General features: G+C 52.2%; 1 rRNA gene. It reads right to left on the bottom strand.

Annotated features, from left to right (window positions below):
* Positions 1-2,014, bottom strand: a 23S ribosomal RNA gene (locus tag P6709_RS19690); the annotation flags it as partial.

The following is a 2,014-nucleotide window of genomic DNA, read 5'->3' on the forward strand; positions in this document are numbered from 1 at the left end:
ACGGGTGAGGGTTAGAAGTTCAACACAGCCAGGGTAGTATCCCACCAATGCCTCCATCGAAGCTGGCGCTCCGATTTCCAAGGCTCCTACCTATCCTGTACAAGCTGTGCCAAAATTCAATATCAGGCTACAGTAAAGCTCCACGGGGTCTTTCCGTCCTGTCGCGGGTAACCTGCATCTTCACAGGTACTATAATTTCACCGAGTCTCTCGTTGAGACAGTGCCCAGATCGTTACACCTTTCGTGCGGGTCGGAACTTACCCGACAAGGAATTTCGCTACCTTAGGACCGTTATAGTTACGGCCGCCGTTTACTGGGGCTTCAATTCGTACCTTCGCTTGCGCTAAGCACTCCTCTTAACCTTCCAGCACCGGGCAGGTGTCAGCCCCTATACTTCACCTTACGGTTTCGCAGAGACCTGTGTTTTTGCTAAACAGTCGCCTGGGCCTATTCACTGCGGCTCTCTCGGGCTTGCACCCTACCAGAGCACCCCTTCTCCCGAAGTTACGGGGTCATTTTGCCGAGTTCCTTAACGAGAGTTCACTCGCTCACCTTAGGATTCTCTCCTCGCCTACCTGTGTCGGTTTGCGGTACGGGCACCTTACATCTCGCTAGAGGCTTTTCTTGGCAGTGTGGAATCAAAGACTTCGGTACTAAATTTCCCTCGTCATCACAGCTTCGCTTACACGGAAACGGGATTTGCCTCGTTTCCTGCCTCACTGCTTAAACGCGCATATCCAACAGCGCGCTCTCCTATCCTCCTGCGTCCCCCCATCACTCAAATGATGCGTTGGTGGTACAGGAATATCAACCTGTTGTCCATCGCCTACGCCTATCGGCCTCGGCTTAGGTCCCGACTAACCCTGAGCGGACGAGCCTTCCTCAGGAAACCTTGGGCATTCGGTGGAAGAGATTCTCACTCTTCTTTCGCTACTCATACCGGCATTCTCACTTCTAAGTGCTCCACCAGTCCTTCCGGTCTGACTTCACAGCGCTTAGAACGCTCTCCTACCACGAAATCTCAGAAGAGATTTCATCCACAGCTTCGGTGAATCGTTTAGCCCCGGTACATTTTCGGCGCAGGGTCACTCGACCAGTGAGCTATTACGCACTCTTTAAATGGTGGCTGCTTCTAAGCCAACATCCTGGTTGTCTAAGCAACCCCACATCCTTTTCCACTTAACGATTACTTGGGGACCTTAGCTGGTGGTCTGGGCTGTTTCCCTTTCGACTACGGATCTTATCACTCGCAGTCTGACTCCCATGGATAAGTCTTTGGCATTCGGAGTTTGTCTGAATTCGGTAACCCGTTGGGGGCCCCTAGTCCAAACAGTGCTCTACCTCCAAGACTCTTACTACATGAGGCTAGCCCTAAAGCTATTTCGGAGAGAACCAGCTATCTCCAGGTTCGATTGGAATTTCTCCGCTACCCACACCTCATCCCCGCACTTTTCAACGTGCGTGGGTTCGGGCCTCCAGTGAGTGTTACCTCACCTTCACCCTGGACATGGGTAGATCACCTGGTTTCGGGTCTACAACCTGATACTCATTCGCCCTATTCAGACTCGCTTTCGCTGCGGCTCCGCCTTATCAGCTTAACCTTGCATCAAATCGTAACTCGCCGGTTCATTCTACAAAAGGCACGCCATCACCCGTAAATGGGCTCTGACTACTTGTAGGCACACGGTTTCAGGATCTGTTTCACTCCCCTTCCGGGGTGCTTTTCACCTTTCCCTCACGGTACTGGTTCACTATCGGTCACTAGGGAGTATTTAGCCTTGGGAGATGGTCCTCCCGGATTCCGACGGAATTTCACGTGTTCCGCCGTACTCAGGATCCACTCTGGAGGGACATGGTTTTCGACTACAGGATTGTTACCTTCTCTGATGGGCCTTTCCAGACCGCTTCGTCTAATCATGTCCTTTGTAACTCCGTATAGAGTGTCCTACAACCCCAAGAGGCAAGCCTCTTGGTTTGGGCTGATCCCGTTTCGCTCGCCGCTACTCAGGGAATC

Origin of the sequence: Jeotgalibacillus sp. ET6 (genome assembly GCF_029667115.1) — a bacterium.
Classification (GTDB): Bacteria; Bacillota; Bacilli; order Bacillales; family Jeotgalibacillaceae; genus Jeotgalibacillus.